The sequence below is a fragment of the Streptomyces sp. NPDC036815 genome (genome assembly GCF_055609205.1).
On sequence record NZ_JBVJPW010000022.1, the window covers coordinates 73,731 to 90,380 of the forward strand.

Annotated in this window: 15 protein-coding genes; 8 read left to right on the plus strand and 7 right to left on the minus strand. The window is 70.8% G+C overall.

The window, feature by feature from the left end; genetic code table 11:
• The first annotated feature begins 40 nt into the window (after nucleotides 1-40).
• Nucleotides 41-2,218: an ATP-binding SpoIIE family protein phosphatase gene (locus ACZ69I_RS32145; protein WP_470836105.1), complete on the plus strand. Its 2,178-nt coding sequence runs from the start codon at nucleotides 41-43 to the stop codon at nucleotides 2,216-2,218.
• A gap of 281 nt (nucleotides 2,219-2,499) precedes the next feature.
• Here the strand turns inward: ACZ69I_RS32145 and ACZ69I_RS32150 are convergent, their stop codons facing one another.
• Nucleotides 2,500-3,528, minus strand: coding sequence for an AI-2E family transporter (locus ACZ69I_RS32150; RefSeq protein ID WP_470836106.1), 1,029 nt, complete (start codon nucleotides 3,526-3,528; stop codon nucleotides 2,500-2,502).
• 146 nt (nucleotides 3,529-3,674) lie between these two features.
• Here ACZ69I_RS32150 and ACZ69I_RS32155 point away from each other — a divergent pair, with 146 nt between their 5' ends.
• Nucleotides 3,675-3,932: a hypothetical protein gene (locus ACZ69I_RS32155; RefSeq protein WP_470836108.1), complete on the plus strand. Its 258-nt coding sequence runs from the start codon at nucleotides 3,675-3,677 to the stop codon at nucleotides 3,930-3,932.
• A gap of 112 nt (nucleotides 3,933-4,044) precedes the next feature.
• Here the strand turns inward: ACZ69I_RS32155 and ACZ69I_RS32160 are convergent, their stop codons facing one another.
• From ACZ69I_RS32160 to ACZ69I_RS32170, 3 genes are all read right to left on the minus strand, one after another.
• On the minus strand, nucleotides 4,045-5,001 hold the full coding sequence (locus tag ACZ69I_RS32160) for a pirin family protein (RefSeq protein WP_470836110.1): 957 nt from the start codon (nucleotides 4,999-5,001) through the stop codon (nucleotides 4,045-4,047).
• Nucleotides 5,002-5,217: 216 nt separating this feature from the next.
• The gene (locus ACZ69I_RS32165; protein ID WP_470836111.1) at nucleotides 5,218-6,678 is read right to left on the minus strand and encodes a glycerophosphodiester phosphodiesterase family protein; all 1,461 of its coding nucleotides are present in this window, start codon (nucleotides 6,676-6,678) and stop codon (nucleotides 5,218-5,220) included.
• 154 nt (nucleotides 6,679-6,832) lie between these two features.
• Nucleotides 6,833-7,324 (minus strand): SseB family protein, encoded by a 492-nt coding sequence (locus tag ACZ69I_RS32170; protein WP_467674508.1) that lies wholly within the window; start codon nucleotides 7,322-7,324, stop codon nucleotides 6,833-6,835.
• Nucleotides 7,325-7,444: 120 nt separating this feature from the next.
• Between ACZ69I_RS32170 and ACZ69I_RS32175 the strand changes: the two genes are divergently transcribed.
• The 4 genes from ACZ69I_RS32175 to ACZ69I_RS32190 all read left to right on the plus strand — a co-directional run bounded on the left by ACZ69I_RS32175 (nucleotide 7,445) and on the right by ACZ69I_RS32190 (nucleotide 11,593).
• On the plus strand, nucleotides 7,445-9,271 hold the full coding sequence (locus ACZ69I_RS32175; protein ID WP_470836113.1) for an acyl-CoA dehydrogenase: 1,827 nt from the start codon (nucleotides 7,445-7,447) through the stop codon (nucleotides 9,269-9,271).
• Nucleotides 9,272-9,423: 152 nt separating this feature from the next.
• On the plus strand, nucleotides 9,424-10,722 hold the full coding sequence (locus ACZ69I_RS32180) for a M18 family aminopeptidase (protein ID WP_470836114.1): 1,299 nt from the start codon (nucleotides 9,424-9,426) through the stop codon (nucleotides 10,720-10,722).
• A 91-nt stretch (nucleotides 10,723-10,813) separates the two neighbouring features.
• A complete protein-coding gene (locus ACZ69I_RS32185) occupies nucleotides 10,814-11,035 on the plus strand; it encodes a DUF6458 family protein (protein ID WP_467674515.1) in 222 nt (73 codons plus the stop codon).
• A 60-nt stretch (nucleotides 11,036-11,095) separates the two neighbouring features.
• Entirely contained in the window at nucleotides 11,096-11,593 is a 498-nt protein-coding gene (locus ACZ69I_RS32190; protein WP_467674517.1) for an LURP-one-related/scramblase family protein, read from the plus strand.
• A 113-nt stretch (nucleotides 11,594-11,706) separates the two neighbouring features.
• Here ACZ69I_RS32190 and ACZ69I_RS32195 read toward each other — a convergent pair whose 3' ends face one another.
• Nucleotides 11,707-12,513, minus strand: a complete 807-nt coding sequence (locus ACZ69I_RS32195; RefSeq protein ID WP_467674519.1) for a carbon-nitrogen family hydrolase — start codon at nucleotides 12,511-12,513, stop codon at nucleotides 11,707-11,709.
• Between the two features lie 134 nt (nucleotides 12,514-12,647).
• On the opposite strand from ACZ69I_RS32195, the gene ACZ69I_RS32200 reads away from it, so the two are divergent.
• Nucleotides 12,648-13,472 carry a maleylpyruvate isomerase family mycothiol-dependent enzyme gene (locus ACZ69I_RS32200; RefSeq protein ID WP_470836115.1) on the plus strand — a complete coding sequence of 275 codons (825 nt, stop codon included), beginning with the start codon at nucleotides 12,648-12,650 and terminating at the stop codon, nucleotides 13,470-13,472.
• 15 nt (nucleotides 13,473-13,487) lie between these two features.
• On the opposite strand, the gene ACZ69I_RS32205 is transcribed toward ACZ69I_RS32200, so the two are convergent.
• A complete protein-coding gene (locus ACZ69I_RS32205) occupies nucleotides 13,488-14,807 on the minus strand; it encodes an MFS transporter (RefSeq protein ID WP_467674523.1) in 1,320 nt (439 codons plus the stop codon).
• Nucleotides 14,804-15,517 carry a GntR family transcriptional regulator gene (locus ACZ69I_RS32210; RefSeq protein WP_470836117.1) on the minus strand — a complete coding sequence of 238 codons (714 nt, stop codon included), beginning with the start codon at nucleotides 15,515-15,517 and terminating at the stop codon, nucleotides 14,804-14,806. The genes ACZ69I_RS32205 and ACZ69I_RS32210 overlap by 4 nt, the downstream gene beginning before the upstream one ends.
• Nucleotides 15,518-15,686: 169 nt before the next feature.
• On the opposite strand from ACZ69I_RS32210, the gene ACZ69I_RS32215 reads away from it, so the two are divergent.
• Nucleotides 15,687-16,580 (plus strand): D-alanyl-D-alanine carboxypeptidase family protein, encoded by an 894-nt coding sequence (locus tag ACZ69I_RS32215; RefSeq protein WP_467674527.1) that lies wholly within the window; start codon nucleotides 15,687-15,689, stop codon nucleotides 16,578-16,580.
• Nucleotides 16,581-16,650: the final 70 nt, after the last annotated feature.

Below are 16,650 nucleotides of genomic sequence, written 5' to 3' on the forward strand. Positions count from 1 at the left end.
TCGGTGGCGGCGCGGGTGTACATCTTCCTAAAGTGGGTCAATGCGCACCGACGATCCCCTGCCACCGGTGGGAGATGACTCCCTGCCACCCGTACGGGACGTCCTGACGGCCATCGCGACCGGACTGTGGCGCTGGGACAACGCCTCGGGGACCGTCACGCTCGACGCCGAGGCGGCCCGGCTGCTCGGCCTGCCCGCACGGCCCCAGACCCTGTCCGAGGCGGGCGTGCGCTCCCGTTTCCACCCGGTCGACTGGAACGAGATCTACGGAACCGTCCAGCTCGCCGTCGCCGAGGGCACCCTCGCCGAGGCCCGTCTGCGGATCATGGACGAGACGGGACGGCGCGTCGTGCGGGTCGTCCGCAGCCGCTCCAAGCCCGTGCTGCACGGGACGACCGAGGCGTACGAGCTGATCGGCACCCTGCAGGAGGTCACCGACCCCGCGCCGGGGAGCGCCGCGCGCACGCCGGTCACGGGCGACTGGCGCCGCTCCCGCGAGGCGTTCCTGCTCGACGCGGGGCGCGCGCTCGCGGAGGCGCGGTCCACGGAGGAAGTGCTCAGGGTCGCCGCGGGGCTCTCCATGCCGGGGTTCTCGCCGGACGGCCTCGCGGTCTTCGGGGTGGAGGGCGAGCGGCTGACGATCATCGGGCACCACGGCCACCAGCCCGGCGACGACGGCCCGTTCTCGGCGATGCCTCTGGACACCGACTATCCGGCCGCGGAAGTGGTGCGCACGGGCCGGGCGGTCTACCTCTCCACTCCGGAGGACTACCGCAGGCGCTATCCCGCCGCCTGGCCGCTGGCCAGCCGTTTCGAGCGGCAGTCGTGGGCGTTCCTGCCGCTGACCGTCGCCGGGCGCACGATGGGCACGTGGATGGCGGCCTTCACGTATCCCGTCTCGTTCACGCCGGACGAGCGGTCCGTCCTGACGACGGTGGCCCGGATGCTGGCGCAGGCGCTCTCGCGGGCCGGGGTCGCGGAGTCCGAGCGGGAGCTGACCGAGGGGCTGCAGCGCTCGATGCTGCCGATGCTCGGACCGCAGATCCCGGGGATGAGCGTGGCCGCCCGGTACGTGCCGACCGGCGGCGGGCTTCAGGTCGGCGGCGACTGGTACGACATGATTCCGCTGCCCAGCGGCCGCATCGCCTTCGTCATCGGCGACGTGCAGGGGCACGACGTGCGGGCGGCGGGCCTGATGGGGCAGCTACGGATCGCGCTGCGCGCGTACGCCTCCGAGGGACACCGCCCCGACGCGGTGCTCTCCCGCGCCACCCGCTTCCTCTCCGGGATCACGGAGTCCATCACCTACGGGTCGAGCGGCACGGGCGAGGACCGGGCCACGGCGTACGACCCGCGGTTCGCGACCTGCCTGTACGTGGAGGCCGACCCGGCGACCGGCGTCCTGGAGATCGGCCGCGCGGGGCACCCGGAGCCCGCGATACGCATGAGCGACGGAACGGTTCTCCTGCGGCCCACGGCGGGGGGCCTGCCGCTCGGCATCGACCCGGACGCGGACTACCCCACCACGCGGCTCGTCCTCGAACCCGGCGAGACCATGCTGATCTGCACCGACGGGCTGATCGAGACGGGCGGCCACGATCTGGACAGCGGCTGGTCGCGGATCAGGGCGATCCTGGAGGCGTACCCCGGGCAGGGCGAGCCGGATGCCCTGGAGCAGCTCGCGGACTCCCTCGTACAGGCCGTGCACGGGCCCTCCTCCCACCACACCACGGGCCCGCTCGCGGACCGCAGGGAGGACGACATAGCGGTGCTGCTGCTGAGCCGGACGGGCCGCCCCGAACAGCGCACGGACGCCCGCCGCACCGTCCTGACGGTCGCCCAGGCCGAACCGGAGCGGGTCGCGGGGGCGCGCCGCCATCTCCGGGACCTGCTGCACGACTGGGCGCACGACGACCAGGTCGACTCGGCGGTCCTGATGGTCTCCGAGATGCTCACGAACGTCCTCGTCCACACGGACGGCGACGCGCTGCTGGTGGCGGAGGTCACGGGGGCGCCGGGGGCGCGGAGGCTGCGGGCGGAGGTGGCGGACGGCAGCGACGACCTGCCGCACCGGCGTGATCCCGGCGAGCTGGCGTCGTCCGGGCGGGGTCTGGTCCTGATGGAGTTGCTGGCCGGGGCGTGGGGGGTGGACCCCCGGGGTGACGGAAAGAGCATCTGGTTCGAGCTGTACGAGGCGGATGGAGGGGAGGAGGGGTAGGGGGTAGAGGGGTTGCTGTTCCTTTCCGGTGACGCTCACCCCCCAGGGGCGCGAGGAACTGCGCGACCAGCCCAGAACCACCCCGCAGAAAAAGCCGCACGCCCAGCCCCACCCCCAGGGGCGCGGGGAACTGCGCGACCAGCCCAGAACCGGCCCGCAGACAGAGTCCAACCCCCAGCCCCCTCCCCCCAGGGGCGCGAGGAACGGCGCAGAGGCCCGGCCCCGGGGGCCAACACCCGGGCGCCGGGCCCCGGGTGACCGGGCCCGGCCCCAGCGGGCCGCTACGCGTAGCGGCCCCGCAACTCCGACACGACCCCGAACGCCGCCGCAGTCAACGGCACCGCCAGCAACATCCCCAGAATCCCCGCCACCGACGCCCCCGCAGTGATCGCCAACATCACCACCGCAGGATGCATCTGCACGGTGCGGCTCTGAATCATGGGCTGCAGGATGTGACCCTCCAGAACCTGCACCGCCAAGACCACCCCCAACGTCCACAGCGCGATCGCGAAGCCCCGGTCCGCGAGGGCGACCAGGACCGCGACCGCGCCGGACAGGAACGCCCCCAGGTAGGGGATGTACGCCCCGACGAAGACCAGCGCCCCCAGCCCCCACGCACCGGGAACACCCAGGATCAGCAGCCCCACCGTGATGCAGAGCGCGTCGATGAACGCGATGATCGTCGTGCCGCGCATGAAGCCCTCGATGGCCTCGAACGCGCGCCGCGCCATCGCCTCGATGGTGTCGGCGCTGTCACCGGGCGCGAGCGACCGCAACGAGCCCATCGCGCGCTCGGAGTCGCGCAGGAAGAAGAAGACGAGGAGCAGGGCGAGGACGGCCATCGCCATCATCTCGCCGACCGTGCTGAGCCCGCTGATCACGCCGGACGCGGCCGTCCCGCCGAACTTCCCGAAGAGCTCCTTGGCGTTGGACGCCATGTCGTCGAGCGACGTGCCCGCGGCCCCGAAGTACTTCGAGAGGTCCGCGGCGGCCTGCTTGAGGGAGGAGATGATCTGGTCGCCGCTGTCGATCAGCGCCTTGACCACGATGTACGTGGCCCCGCCGACGACGGCGACGACGGCCGCGCAGGTCAGCCCGGCGGCCAGGGAGCGCTGCACCCTCAGCTTGAGCAGCCGCCGGTACAGCGGGCCGAGCAGCGCGGTCCCGAGGAGCGCGAGCAGGACGGGCGTCACGGCTGTCTTGAAAGTGACGCAGAGCCAGACCCCCACGGCGGCCACACCGGCGACGAGAAGGAGGACGACACACCACGCGGCGAGACGCCGCACAGACTCGGGCAGGAGGGTGCTCACCTCCCCCACCCGATCACGGGCCCTCCACCCGCGCACGTTATGTACCGCTACATGCATACGCCCCAGCTGGGCGTCCGTTCTCCGGGACGGACTTCGACGGCCGGGCGAACAGTCGGCTTCGAGCGTGATGGCACAGGACGGGAAACATGATCAGCAATGAGCAGGAGTTCGACGCCGTGATCACGGGCGTCAGCATGGTCGGCGCCGTGGTGGACATCGATGGCGAGAAGGGTTTCATCGACCAGACGAAACACCCTTCCTGGTGGTCGGACGACGTTGAACCCCCGCAGGTCGGGGACCGACTTCACGTGGTGGTTCTGGACGATTCGAGGACTCCTCCCCGTCTGAGCGCACTTGAGAAGGACGTTGAGATCGCACGCCAGGTCCGCGCCCGGAAGGACTGATCCCGGAGCCACTGAAATGGCATCAAACAGGGACCCGCCTCTGCGACGCGGGTCCCTGATCGTCCGACTTGTTGCTGCTACCGCGGCTCTCGCCGACCGCGCACCCGAACCGCTACATCCCGTGCACCGCCGGCACCGTCCCGAGCAGCCCCTTCTGGAAGTCGTCGAAGGCCTGGCGCAGCTCCGCCTGGCTGTTCATCACGAACGGGCCGTAGTGGGCCATCGGCTCCCGGATGGGCCGGCCGCCGAGCAGCACGACCTCCAGGTCGGGGGCGTGCGCGTCCTGCCGCTCGTCCGCGCGGACGGTCAGCGAGGAGCCCGCGCCGAAGACGGCCGTCTGCCCCAGGTGGACCGGTCGGCGCTCGGCACCGACCGTGCCGCGCCCCGCGAGGACGTACGCGAGGCCGTTGAAGTCCTCGCGCCAGGGCAGCGTCACCTCGGCGCCGGGCCGCACGGTCGCGTGGATCATCGTGATCGGCGTGTGCGTGATGCCGGGGCCCTCGTGCCCGTCGAGCTCTCCGGCGATGACGCGGAGCAGCGCGCCGCCGTCGGGCGTGGAGAGCAGCTGGACCTGGCCGCCGCGGATGTCCTGGTAGCGGGGGTCCATCATCTTGTCCTTGGCGGGCAGGTTCACCCACAGCTGGAGGCCGTGGAAGAGGCCGCCGGACATGACGAGGGACTCGGGCGGCGCCTCGATGTGCAGCAGGCCGGAGCCCGCCGTCATCCACTGGGTGTCGCCGTTCCCGATCGTGCCGCCGCCACCGTTGGAGTCCTGGTGGATGAAGGTCCCGTCGATCAGGTACGTGACCGTCTCGAAGCCGCGGTGCGGGTGCCAGGGAGTGCCCTTGGGCTCGCCCGCCTCGTACTCCACCTCGCCCATCTGGTCCATCATGATGAACGGGTCGAGGTACTTGTAATTGATTCCCGCGAAGGCCCGGCGCACCGGGAACCCCTCGCCCTCGAAGCCGCTCGGCGCGGTGGTCACGGCGAGCACGGGGCGCGCCGTCGCGTCGGCCGGTGTCACCACTCGGGGCAGGGTCAGCGGGTTCTCGACAGTCACTGCAGGCATGGTCGGTACCTCCTTGTGCGTCCACTTTAGTTGAACGTAGAACTTTCTGCCACTTGAACGAACGAGGCCCGGAGGGCATTCCCTCCGGGCCGAACGAGGCTGCACAAGGCCGCGCGGGTGGCTTGATCCTGATCGTCCCCGCGGATCGTTCCCGCAGGCCGGGCCCCGCGGATCGTTCCCGCAGGCCGACCCCCGCGGGTCAGCCGGTCGCCGACGTCACGGCCCGACCGGCTCCAGCTGCAGGTAGTCCAGATTCCAGTTCTGGAAGGCGCCCGCGTCCAGGGAGAGCCGCACGGTGTGGCGGCCGCGCGCCAGCTGCCGCGGGTCACGGCTGTCCTGGAGCGTGAAGGCGTGGTGGGCCGTCGTGTCGGCGACGTGCACGGCCTTGCCGGGCCTGCCGCCGTCGTAGGCGATCCGGTAGGTCCCGGCGGGCGAGTACGGGGAGGACGCCCGGGCCTTGAGGGTGTAGCGCCCGGCCTTGGGCACGTCCACTCCGTAGGTCAGCCACTCCGAGCCGCGCATCCAGCAGACCACCACCGCGCCGTCGTGGTCGCACACGTCGACGCCGTCGCCGCGCCGCCCGGGACCGTCGCCCCGGTTCCCCGCGTCGGTGTCGTGGTAGGCCCTGCCCTCGCCGCCCGGGGCGTAGTTCTCCGCCTGGACGCGGACCGCGCCGGGCGGCACCCCACCCACGGCGCCCGTCCTCAGGTACGTCCTGAGCGCCTCGACGTTGTCGGTCTGCAGGATCGTCGCCTTGTAGTCGGCGATGAGCCTGGCCCAGCCGCGCGCGGGGGAGATCAGCGAGGCCTCGTCGGTGAACCGGGCGGCGAAGCCGTCGCGCATCGTGTTGAACCAGACGCGGCCGGTCGCCCGCAGCCCCTGGACGAAGGCGCCCTGGGCCACCTTGTCGTGGACGTCGTCGAAGACCACCTCGAAGGCGGGCGGGCGGCCCTTGCCGAACTCCGCGACCGATCCGGCGTTGGTGTCGTCCACCAGGTGCATGTACAGCGCGCCCGGATGGCGGCCGAGGAACGCCCGCACCTCCGGCACCGGAGCCTGCGACTTGAAGAGGCCGTAGCGCACGGTGCCGGTCTCCTCAAGGACCCGCCAGACGGCCTCGCGGTCCTTCCACGCCTGGTCGAGATTGACGAGGCCGAGCGGGCGCGCGGCCTTCATGGCCTCGGCGAGGGTGGGGACCCGTTCGCCGGTGAGCGCGGTCCGGCGGCCCCCGAGACCCGCGCGAAGGCGCAGGCCGCGCAGGTGGGCGAGGGTGAGGTCGGCGACGCGGCCGGTGCCGTTCGTGGTGCGGTCCACGGTCGCGTCGTGCATCAGGACGGGGACCTTGTCCTTGGTCAGCCGGACGTCCACCTCGACGATCCCGGCGCCGTCCGCGAAGCCCGCCCGGATCGCGGCGACGCTGTTCTCGGGGGCCTTGTGCCACTGGCCCCGGTGGGCGGCGATCATGACACCGGCCTTGGGACCGTGGTCGAGGAAGTCACGGCGGGCGCGCTCGGCGGCGGTCTCGGCGCCCGCCCCGGGGGCCGGGGCCGCCCCGAGCAGCGCAGCGCCCGCGGCGACGGTCGCGAGGGCGCTCACGAGGCGGGCGGGGCGGCGGCGCAAGACGGGAGCGGGGCCCCTCGGGGCGGCGGCGCGGCACGGGATCAGGGGCGAGGGCATAGGTCAGAGCATCGGTGACGGGCCCCGAGCGGCCGGGCCCCCCACCCGGCCTGTCACCCGTTCACCTGACGCGGCGGCGCCCGCAGTCCCCCGTCCGGCCGCCGGTAGGGAAGGGCATCCGTACCGGCGGAGCGTCATACGTACCGGCGGAACGTCATCCGTACATGCGGCGCATCGCGAAGTCGACCATCTGCTCCACGGCCTTCGCGTCGAAGACCATGCGGTGCTCGCCCTCCATGTCCAGGACGAAGCCGTACCCGGTCGGGAGCAGGTCGATGACCTCGGCGCCGGTGATCACGAAGTACTTGGAGTCCTTGCCCGCGTACCGGCGCAGCTCCTTGAGGGAGGTGAACATCGGGATCACGGGCTGCTGGGTGTTGTGCAGCGCGAGGAAGCCGGGGTTGTCGCCGCGCGGGCAGTAGACCTTCGACGTGGCGAAGACCTGCTGGAAGTCCTCGGCGGACATCGAGCCCGTGGTGAAGGCGCGCACCGCGTCCGCGAGGGACGGCGGCGAGGGCTCGGGATAGAGCGGAGGCTGCTGGCCGTACCCACCGCCGGGCATGCCCGACATCTGCTGCGGCGGTGGCTGCGCCCCCGGCGGTGCGTACTGCTGCTGGGCGCCGGGGTTCTGGTCGTAGCCGTACATGCGCGTAAGCGTACTGAGTCACAGATGGGCGCTTAGGGGTTGCGTCTTATTACCGACGGGTAGCATCATCGTAGCTACTTACTGGTATCCACCCCTTTTCCTGCTTACGGAGCCTTCGCCATGGGCCACTACAAGTCGAATCTCCGCGACATCGAGTTCAACCTCTTCGAGGTGCTCGGCCGCGACAAGCTGTACGGCACCGGCCCGTTCGCGGAGATGGACGTCGACACCGCCAAGAGCATCCTCGACGAGCTGCGCCGCCTCGCCGAGAACGAGCTGGCCGAGTCCTTCGAGGACGCGGACCGCAACCCGCCGGTCTTCGACCCGGCGACCAACACCGCCCCCGTGCCCGCGTCCTTCAAGAAGAGCTACCAGGCCTTCATGGACTCCGAGTACTGGCGCCTCGGCCTGCCCGAGGAGATCGGCGGCACCACCGCGCCGCGCTCCCTGATCTGGGGCTACGCGGAGCTGCTGCTCGGCGCGAACCCGGCCGTGTGGATGTACTCCTCGGGTCCCGCGTTCGCCGGCATCCTCTTCGAGGAGGGCAACGAGGCGCAGAAGAAGGTCGCCGAGATCGCCGTCGAGAAGCAGTGGGGCTCGACGATGGTCCTGACCGAGCCGGACGCCGGTTCGGACGTGGGCGCGGGCCGCACGAAGGCCGTGCAGCAGGAGGACGGCTCCTGGCACATCGAGGGCGTGAAGCGCTTCATCACGTCCGGCGAGCACGACATGTCGGAGAACATCCTCCACTACGTCCTCGCCCGCCCCGAGGGCCACGGCCCCGGCACGAAGGGCCTCTCCCTCTTCCTCGTACCGAAGTACGAGTTCGACTGGGAGACCGGCGAGCTGGGCGAGCGCAACGGCGTCTACGCCACGAACGTCGAGCACAAGATGGGCCTCAAGGCCTCCAACACCTGCGAGATGACGTTCGGCGACCAGCACCCCGCCAAGGGCTGGCTGATCGGCGACAAGCACGACGGCATCCGCCAGATGTTCCGCATCATCGAGTTCGCCCGCATGATGGTCGGCACGAAGGCCATCGCGACGCTCTCCACGGGCTACCTCAACGCCCTGGAGTACGCCAAGGAGCGCGTGCAGGGCCCCGACCTGGCCCAGTTCATGGACAAGACCGCGCCGAAGGTGACGATCACTCACCACCCGGACGTGCGCCGCGCCCTGATGACGCAGAAGGCGTACGCGGAGGGCATGCGCGCCCTGGTGCTGCACACCGCGGCCGTCCAGGACGACATCCAGGTCAAGGAGGCGGCGGGCGAGGACGCGTCGCAGCTGCACGCCCTCAACGACCTGCTGCTCCCGATCGTGAAGGGCTACGGCTCGGAGAAGTCCTACGAGCAGCTGGCGCAGTCGCTCCAGACGTTCGGCGGCTCGGGGTACCTCCAGGAGTACCCCATCGAGCAGTACATCCGGGACGCCAAGATCGACACCCTCTACGAGGGCACGACGGCGATCCAGGGCCAGGACTACTTCTTCCGGAAGATCGTCCGCAACCAGGGCGCCGCGCTGAACGGCCTCGCCGAGGAGATCAAGAAGTTCCTCGCCGTCGGCACGGGCGGCGAGGCCCTCGCCGGCGCCCGCGAGGAGCTGGCCAAGGCCGCGGTCGAGCTCGAGGCCATCGTCGGCGTCATGCTGACCGACCTCGCGGCGACCGAGCAGGACGTGAAGTCCATCTACAAGGTGGGCCTGAACACCACCCGTCTCCTGATGGCCTCGGGCGACGTCGTCGTCGGCTACCTGCTGCTTCGCGGTGCCGCGGTCGCCGCCGAGAAGCTGGAGACGGCCTCCGCGAAGGACAGGGCCTTCTACGCGGGCAAGATCGCCGCGGCCAAGTTCTTCGCCACGAACGTCCTCCCGAACGTCGCCGCCGAGCGCAAGCTCGCCGAGGCGGTCGACCTGGACCTGATGGAGCTGGACGAGGCGGCGTTCTAGTACGCCTGCCCGTACGGGTTCCTCCCGCACGTCGGCGCGATGCCGCCACCTGTTCTTTCGGGTGGCGGCATCGTCGTATGCCCTCGGCCACCGGGATCGACCGCCTCTGATCGCCCCGCCACCCGGACGGCCGCGCCATTAGGCTGGCTGGCATGCGCACACCCTCCGGGCCCTTCGATCGCGGCCACACCGAAGACCTCATGTCCTTCCTCGCGGCGAGCCCCACGCCGTACCACGCCGTGGCGAGCGCCGCCGAGCGTCTGGAGAAGGCCGGTTTCCGGCAGGTCGAGGAGACCGAGGCCTGGGACGGCACGACCGGCGGGAAGTACGTGCTGCGGGGCGGTGCCATCATCGCCTGGTACGTGCCGGAGAACGCCGCCGCGCACACCCCCTTCCGCATCGTCGGCGCGCACACCGACTCCCCCAACCTCCGCGTGAAACCGCAGCCCGACGCGGGCGTCCACGGCTGGCGCCAGGTCGCCGTCGAGATCTACGGCGGACCGCTGCTCAACTCCTGGCTCGACCGGGACCTCGGCCTCGCCGGACGCCTCTCCCTGCGCGACGGCACCACCCGTCTCGTGAACATCGACCGGCCGCTGCTGCGCGTGCCCCAACTGGCCATCCACATGGACCGGTCCGTGCACACCGACGGGCTCAAGCTCGACAAGCAGAAGCACATGCAGCCCATCTGGGGCCTCGGCGACGACGTCCACGAGGGCGACCTCATCCGCTTCCTGGAGGAGGAGTCGGGCCTCGGCGAGGGCGACGTCACCGGCTGGGACCTCATGACGTACTCCGTCGAACCGCCCGCCTACCTCGGCCGCGACCGCGAACTGGTCGCGGGCCCCCGCATGGACAACCTCCTGTCCGTGCACGCCGCGACGGCCGCCCTCGCCGCCGTCGCCGCCCAGGAGGACCTCCCCTACATCCCCGTGCTCGCCGCCTTCGACCACGAGGAGAACGGCTCCCAGTCCGACACCGGCGCCGACGGCCCGCTGCTCGGCGGCGTCCTGGAGCGGTCCGTGTTCGCCCGCGGGGGTTCGTACGAGGACAAGGCCCGCGCCTTCGCCGGGACCATCTGCCTCTCCTCCGACACCGGCCACGCCGTGCACCCCAACTACGCCGAGCGGCACGACCCGACGCACCACCCGCGCGCCAACGGCGGCCCGATCCTGAAGGTCAACGTCAACAACCGCTACGCCACGGACGGTTCGGGCCGCGCGGTCTTCGCCGCCGCGTGCGAGAAGGCGGGCGTCCCCTTCCAGTCGTTCGTCTCCAACAACGCGATGCCGTGCGGCACGACGATCGGCCCCATCACCGCGGCGCGGCACGGCATCAAGACCGTCGACATCGGCGTCGCGATCCTGTCCATGCACAGCGTGCGCGAGCTGTGCGGCGCGGACGACCCGCACCTCCTGGCCAACGCCCTCGTGGCGTTCCTGGAGGGCTGAACGGAAGGGCCGCCCCCCGAATGTCTGTGTGGCTGCGAAGGACCCGGGTACACGGTGACTTCGTAGCCACTACAGCAGGGAGGCGGTCCTCATGGGCCTGGGCGGATGCATCATTCTGATCGCCGCGGGTGCCATCCTCACGTTCGCGACCGACTGGGAGATGGAGGGGATCAACCTCACCGTCACCGGAGTCATCATGATGGCCGTGGGGCTCATCGGCGTCGCCGTCTTCACCAGCATCGCCAAGCGCAGGCGTGCCGTGGTCCCGCCGACCACGGTCGTCGAACCGGAGCAGCAGCCCCGCGGTTACTGACGGCCCCCTCACGCCGCGCCTGATGTCCGGTGTGCGGCGCTTCGGGGTAGTCATGGCGTCATGAGACTTCTCGTACGCGACCGCATGCTCGGCATCGGCGACGACTACTGGATCGAGGACGACCAGGGCCGCAAGGTCTTCCTCGTCGACGGCAAGGCGATGCGCCTGCGCGACACCTTCGAGCTGAAGGACATGCAGGGCAGGGTCCTCATCGAGATCCACGCCAAACTGCTCGCCCTGCGCGACACGATGGTCATCGAACGCGCGGGCGAGGCGCTCGCTCGCGTGCAGCGCAAGCGCCTGTCACTGCTGCGCAACCACTACCGCGTCTCCCTGGTCGACGGCACCGAACTGGACGTCAGCGGCAAGATCCTCGACCGCGAGTTCGCCATCGAGTACGACGGTGAACTCCTCGCCGACATCTCCCGCCGCTGGTTCCACGTACGCGAGACGTACGGCCTCCAGATCACCCGCGAGGACGCCGACCCCGCGCTCCTCCTCGCCGTCGCGGTCTGCGTGATCCGCCTCGCGGAGAAGGAGCGCGAGGGGGACGCATGAGCGGCGAAGCCGCACCAGGGGCGCGGGGAACCGCGCGACCAGCCACAACGAACCCGCGGCCGCGAACCGGAAGGGGAGGCCCCGCACACCGGGCGCCCCGACGCAGTCGTGCCTCAGGGACGCGGGGGCGGGGCCTGCCCCAGCAGCCGGTCCTTCAGCGCCGGAAACTGCTCCCGCGTCGCCGCGACCCTCGCGGGGTCGAGATCGACGGTGAGGGTCTCCTCGCCGTCCCCCGCCTCCGCGAGCACCGCGCCCCACGGGTCGACGACGACACTGTGCCCGGCCTGCGGCACCCCCGCGTGCGTCCCGCCCGTGCCGCAGGCCAGCACGTACACCTGGTCCTCGACCGCCCGCGCCCGCGCGAGGAGCAGCCAGTGCTCCAGGCGCCGCGCGGGCCACCCCGCGGGCACCACGAACATCTCCGCGCCCGCGTCGACGAGCCCCCGGAAGAGCTCGGGGAAGCGCAGGTCGTAGCAGGTGGCGAGGCCCAGCGTGGTGTCCGGCGTACGGAACGTGGCCAGCTCGGAGCCGGCCGCCATCATGACGGCCTCGCCCTTGTCGAAGCCGAAGCGGTGGATCTTCCGGTAGGCGGCGGCGAGCTCGCCGGCCGGGGAGAAGACGAGCGAGGTGTTGTAGAGCGGCCCGTCGGGGTCCCGCTCGGGGATCGAGCCCGCGTGCAGCCACACGCCCGCCTCGCTCGCGGCCTTCGCCATGGCCTCGTACGTCGGCCCTTCGAGGGGCTCCGCCTCGGCCGCGAAGGACTCGTACGCGAAGGCGCCCGTGGTCCACAGTTCGGGAAGGACGACCAGATCGGAACCGTCCCGCGCGCTCACTTCGCGTACCAGCGAAGCGACCCGCGACCGACGGGAATTGACCGGTTCGTCCTCGTCTACGGCGATCTGGATGAGGGAGGCGCGCACACTACCACCGTCCTGGCATTCGAGCCGTTGGCACGGCCTACGATCGTCACACGAAAGCACTGCCGGGGTGCCTGCGGGCAGCGTAACTTAACGTCTCAGACACCCACCGCCCGCGTACAACCGCAAGGGGTCCCGTGAGTCTCCATCCCAGCCTGCAAACCTACGCCGATGCCTGGACGCAGTCCGTGGAAGCGATATCCGAGCTGGTGTCTCCGCTCGCCGAGGGAGAGTGGAGCTGGGCGACCCCCTGCCCCGGCTGGTCGGTGCGCGACATCGTCTCCCACGTCATAGGCCTCGAATGCGAGATGCTGGGTGACCCCCGCCCGATCCACACCCTGCCCCGCGACCTCTACCACGTACAGACCGAGGCCCAGCGGTACATGGAGGTTCAGGTCGACGTGCGGCGCCACCACACCGCGCCGGAGATGACCTCCGAGCTGGAGTACACGCTCATCCGCCGCACCCGGCAGCTGCGGAACGAGTCGCGGGACCCCTCGACGAAGATCCGCGGCCCGCTGGGCACCGAGCAGACCCTCGAACTGGCCATGCGGCTGCGGGCCTTCGACGTGTGGGTCCACGAGCAGGACCTCCGTACGACGCTGCGCAAGCCCGGCAACCTCGACTCCGCGGGCGCGTACGTCGCCCGCGACATGCTCCTCCTCGGCCTCGCCAAGGTCGTCGCGAAGAAGGCGGGCGCGCCCCCGAACTCGGCGGTCGTCCTCGACGTGAGCGGCCCCGTCGAGTTCCTGCGCACGGTCCGCGTGGACGCCGAGGGCAAGGGCACCGTCGACAGCACGCCCTCGCTGGGCCCCCTCGCCACCATCGCCCTCGACTGGGAGACATACGTCAGGCTCGCGTGCGGGCGCGTGACGTACGGCGCCGTCGCGGACCGGGTCAAGGTCGAGGGCGACCACGACCTGGCGGAGGCGATCCTGCGGGACTTCGCGGTCACCCCGTGACCGCGGGCCGGGCCGTCAGGCCGGGACGTGCACGGCCTCGACCCGGCTGGCGACCAGCTGCTCCCGTTCCCTGCGCACCGCCCGCGACTTGAGCCGCAGGATCTGGCTGACCCCGAGCGCCTCCAGGACGAACACCGCGGAGAACGCCACGCGGTAGTTGTCGCCGGTCGCGTCGAGCAGCACACCGATCGCGAGCAGCGTCGTCATGGAGGCGACGAAGCCGCCCATGTTGGTGATGCCCGAGGCCGTGCCCTGCCGCTCCTGCGGATTGGCGGGCCGTGCGAAGTCGAAGCCGATCATGGAGGCGGGCCCGCAGGCGCCGAGCACCGTGCACAGGACGATCAGCAGCCACAGCGGGGCGTGGTCCCCGGGGTGGGCCAGCGTGGCCGCCCAGACCGTGGCCGTCGCCCCGATCGTGCCGAGCGCCAGCGGGAGGCGCGCTGCGTGGTGCCGGGCCACGATCTGGCCGTAGACGAGGCCGATGACCATGTTGGACAGCACGACGAGCGTGAGCAGTTCACCGGCCGTCGCCCGCGAGAGGCCCTGCGCCTCGACGAGGAACGGCAGGCCCCACAGGAGCAGGAAGACCATCGCGGGGAACTGCGTGGTGAAGTGCACCCACATGCCGAGCCGGGTGCCGGGCTCCCGCCAGGACAGGGCGATCTGCCTGCGCACGTAGGCCGTACCGCTGTGCGCCGAAGGGCGCGGCTCGTGACCCTCGGGGTGGTCCCGCAGGAACAGCGTCAGCAGGACGAGGACGACGACGCCGCAGAGCGAGCTGCCCGCGAAGGCCGCGGTCCAGCCGACGGAGTGCAGCAGCCGGGCGAGGACGAGGGTCGAGACGAGGTTGCCCGCCATGCCGAGGAGCCCCGCGAGCTGGGCGATCATCGGGCCGCGCCGCGCCGGGAACCAGCGGCCGCCGAGCCGCAGGACGCTGATGAAGGTCAGCGCGTCGCCGAAGCCGAGCAGAGCACGGGAGACGAGCGCCATGGCGTACGTGGGCGAGAAGGCGAAGCCGAGCTGCCCGACCGTGAAGAGGACGACCCCGATCGTCAGCACCTTCTTGGTGCCGAGCCGGTCGACCATCAGGCCGCCGGGTATCTGCATGCCCGCGTATACGAGCAGCTGGAGGATGGAGAAGGTCGCGAGGGCGGAGGCGTTGACGTGGAAGCGGTCCGCGGCGTCGAGGCCCGCGACGCCGAGGGACGTCCGGAAGATGACGGCCACGAAGTAGACGGAGACGCCGACGGACCAGACGAGCACCGCCTTGCGGCCGCCGGGCGGGTCGCCCGGCAGCGCGCCGGTGGCGGACCCCGCCGCGTCCGCGGAACTCATCGGACGTCACCCCGCGCCAGGTTCTGGAACCAGCCGACGTGCCGGGTGACGACGCCCACCGCCGCCTCGGCGTCACCGCGCCGCAGCGCGTCGAGGATCTCCTCGTGTTCCGTCAGGGTCTTCGCGATCCGGTCGGGGTGGGAGTGCAGCACGGCGACCCCCATCCGCAGCTGGCGGTCCCGCAGCTGGTCGTAGAGGCGCGAGAGGATCTCGTTCCCGCCGCTGCGGACGATCTCCGCGTGGAAGCACCGGTCGGTGACCGCGGCCCCCGCGAGGTCGCCGGCGGCCGCCTGCTCGCGCTGGCGGTCCAGGAGCTCCGCGAGGCGGCCGATCAGTCCTGCCGGGGCCGGCACCGCCTTGCGCACCGCGTGCGTCTCGACGAGCAGCCGCGTCTCGACGACGTCCGCGATCTCCTGCGCGGAGACGGGCAGCACCATGGCGCCCTTCTTCGGGTAGAGCCGCAGCAGGCCCTCGACCTCCAGTTTGAGCAGCGCCTCGCGCACCGGAGTGCGGGACACCCCCACGGCCTCGGCGAGCTCGCCCTCGGTCAGGAGCGTGCCGCCCTCGTAGCGGCGCTCCAGGACGGCCTGCTTCACGTGGGCGTAGACGCGCTCGGCGGCAGGGGGCCGCTTGGCGGCGGCGAGACCGGTGGTGAGGCCGGTGGTGGTGTCGGTGCGAGCGGTGGTGGTGGCGGTGGTGGCGGCTGGCATGGGCACAGCATAGATACAACACGTATACACAGGAACAGCCGTCCACATCGCGGGCACCTCCAGCAGAATTCCTGGCCGTTCCGGCACATCCATCGGCCCCCCTCACTCGTCTACTGAGTGAGCGGCATCCTCATGCAGCCGCAGCCCAGGGGCATTTGGAGTATCCAACTTGAATACCGGCATTAAGGGCGTACGTCGCACATCGGCCGTTCTCGTCACCGCGAGCGCGATGCTGGCCGGCGGCGCCCTCACCACCACGGCCCACGCGGCCGCACCGCCGAAGCCGTCGATCGTCGCCAAGGGCGGCTTCGCGATGAACAACGGCACGGGTAAGAGCCTCTTCACCAAGGCCGCCGACACCCGTCGTTCCACCGGCTCGACGACGAAAATAATGACGGCGCGCGTCGTGCTCGGCCAGCGGAACCTGAACCTGAATTCCAAGGTCACGGTCCAGAAGGCCTACAGCGACTACATCGTCAGGAACTCCGCCTCGTCGGCGCGCCTCATCGTCGGCGACAAGGTCACCGTCCGTCAGCTCCTCTACGGTCTGATGCTGCCGTCCGGCTGCGACGCCGCGTACGCGCTGGCCGACAAGTTCGGCAAGGGCTCGTCCCGCGCCGCCCGCGTGAAGAACTTCATCGGCCAGATGAACACGACGGCAAAGAACCTGAACCTGAAGAACACCCACTTCGACTCGTTCGACGGCATCGGGAACGGCAGCAACTACTCGACGCCGCGCGACCTGACGAAGCTCGCGAGCAACGCGCTGAAGTACTCGCAGTTCCGCACGGTCGTGAAGACCAAGTCGACCAAGCAGAAGGTCACGACGAAGAGCGGTGGTTACCGCTACATGTCGTGGTCCAACACGAACAACCTGCTCAGCTCCTACCGCGGCGCCATCGGCGTGAAGACGGGCTCCGGCCCCGAGGCGAAGTACTGCCTCGTCTTCGCGGCGACCCGCAACGGCAAGACGGTCGTCGGGACCGTGCTGACCTCGTCGTCCGTGAACAACCGCACGGCGGACGCGAAGAAGCTCCTCGACTACGGCTTCAAGGTCGCCTGACCCGGAAGCAGCGCAACGAGAGGGGCCCGCCGCGGCGACGCGGCGGGCCCCTCTCTTCTGACTCGGTGTC

What these genes read in the sequence shown, in the direction of transcription:
- ACZ69I_RS32145 (WP_470836105.1), top strand. Translation starts at nt 41, where the DNA reads ATGCGCACCGACGATCCCCTGCCACCGGTGGGAGATGACTCCCTGCCA.
- ACZ69I_RS32155 (WP_470836108.1), top strand. Translation starts at nt 3,675, where the DNA reads ATGATCAGCAATGAGCAGGAGTTCGACGCCGTGATCACGGGCGTCAGC.
- ACZ69I_RS32160 (WP_470836110.1), bottom strand. Translation starts at nt 5,001, where the DNA reads ATGCCTGCAGTGACTGTCGAGAACCCGCTGACCCTGCCCCGAGTGGTG.
- ACZ69I_RS32165 (WP_470836111.1), bottom strand. Translation starts at nt 6,678, where the DNA reads ATGCCCTCGCCCCTGATCCCGTGCCGCGCCGCCGCCCCGAGGGGCCCC.
- ACZ69I_RS32170 (WP_467674508.1), bottom strand. Translation starts at nt 7,324, where the DNA reads ATGTACGGCTACGACCAGAACCCCGGCGCCCAGCAGCAGTACGCACCG.
- ACZ69I_RS32175 (WP_470836113.1), top strand. Translation starts at nt 7,445, where the DNA reads ATGGGCCACTACAAGTCGAATCTCCGCGACATCGAGTTCAACCTCTTC.
- ACZ69I_RS32180 (WP_470836114.1), top strand. Translation starts at nt 9,424, where the DNA reads ATGCGCACACCCTCCGGGCCCTTCGATCGCGGCCACACCGAAGACCTC.
- ACZ69I_RS32185 (WP_467674515.1), top strand. Translation starts at nt 10,814, where the DNA reads ATGGGCCTGGGCGGATGCATCATTCTGATCGCCGCGGGTGCCATCCTC.
- ACZ69I_RS32190 (WP_467674517.1), top strand. Translation starts at nt 11,096, where the DNA reads ATGAGACTTCTCGTACGCGACCGCATGCTCGGCATCGGCGACGACTAC.
- ACZ69I_RS32205 (WP_467674523.1), bottom strand. Translation starts at nt 14,807, where the DNA reads ATGAGTTCCGCGGACGCGGCGGGGTCCGCCACCGGCGCGCTGCCGGGC.
- ACZ69I_RS32210 (WP_470836117.1), bottom strand. Translation starts at nt 15,517, where the DNA reads ATGCCAGCCGCCACCACCGCCACCACCACCGCTCGCACCGACACCACC.